Consider the following 1,488-nt stretch of genomic DNA (forward strand, 5'->3'; position numbering starts at 1 on the left):
AATACCGGCCTGTCACGCCGGGGGTCGCGGGTTCGAGCCCCGTCCGCTCCGCCAGAATTCAGTAAGATGGAGTCGCTTGGACAAGCGCCTCTACCGACAAGAGGCGAACGCGAGTTCGCCTTTTTTTTTAACTGTGCTGTTAAAGCATTCTCAACCTTGAATGGCTGACCATGTTTGAATTTGTTCGGAATAACAAGCGCGTGATGCAGGGCCTGCTGCTCGTCATCATCGTGCCGTCGTTCGTGTTCGTGGGCCTCGAAAGCTACGGCAACGGCGACGCCGGCGCCGGTGTCGCCACCGTGGACGGCAAGAAGATCACCCAGCAGGAATGGGAAGAAGCGCAGCGCCGCCAGATCGACCAGGCGCGCCAGATGATGGGTGCGCAGTTCGACCAGAAGATGTTCGAAACCGCCGAAGCCAAGCAGACCATCCTGAACAACCTGGTGGGCGAGCGCGCGCTCGACGCCGAACTCAATCGCGCCAACCTGACCGTCAGCGACCAGGCCCTGGCCAAGTACATCTCGAACATCCAGATCTTCCGCAAGGCCGACGGCAGCTTCGACAAGGAAGCCTACCAGGCCTGGCTGGCCTCGCAGGGCATGACCGGTCCGATGTTCGACCAGCGCCTGCGCCGCGACCTGACCGTGCAGCACCTGGCCGGTGCGGTCCAGGCGACCGCGTTCGCGCCGCGCACTGTGTCGTCGCGCCTGTCGAACATCAACGACCAGCAACGCGCAGTCCAGGAGCTGCTGTTCCCGATCGCGACCTATCTGCCGCAGGTGAAAGTCACCGACGAGATGGTCAAGGCCTACTACGACAAGAACGCCCAGCTGTTCCAGATCCCGGAGCAGGTGAAGGCCGAATACGTCGTGTTCGATTCGTCGACCGTCGAGAACCAGGTGCAGGTGAGCGATGCCGAGATCACCGACTACTACAACAAGAACCTGAAGGCGTACACCACGCCCGAGCAGCGTAGCGCCAGCCACATCCTGATCAACCTGGCGCGCGACGCCAAGCCGGCCGACCAGGCCGCCGCCAAGACCCGCGCCGAAGCGGTGCTGGCGCAGGTGCGCGCCACCCCCGCCAACTTCGCCGAGATCGCGAAGAAGGAATCGCAGGACAAGGCCTCGGCCCAGGACGGCGGCAACCTCGGCGTGGTGCAGAAGGGCGACCTGGTCAAGCCGGTGGAAGACTCGATCTACGCCCTGAAAGAAGGCGAGACCAGCGGCTTGGTGCAGTCGGAATTCGGCTACCACATCATCAAGGTCACCAAGATCGTGGCCTCGACCCAGAAGTCGCTGGACGCGGCCAAGGACCAGATCGCGGCCGACCTCAAGAAGCAGAAGATGTCGGCCAAGTACTCGGAGCTGGCCGAAGTGTTCAGCGAGACCGCGTATGACCAGTCGGACAGCCTCAAGCCGGTCGCCGACAAGCTCAAGCTGCAGATCCAGACCGCCGACAACCTGACCCGCACGCCGAATCCAGCGC

The 1,488-nt window shown here is 62.7% G+C and carries 1 protein-coding gene; it reads left to right on the forward strand.

The window, feature by feature from the left end; translation table 11 throughout:
* Window positions 1-170: 170 nt before the first annotated feature.
* Window positions 171-1,488: SurA N-terminal domain-containing protein (locus RTQ83_RS24250; RefSeq protein WP_312520638.1), on the forward strand; the 1,318-nt coding region annotated here is incomplete at its 3' end.

Source organism: Massilia sp. (assembly GCF_031995545.1).
Taxonomy (GTDB): Bacteria; Pseudomonadota; Gammaproteobacteria; order Burkholderiales; family Burkholderiaceae_D; genus Telluria.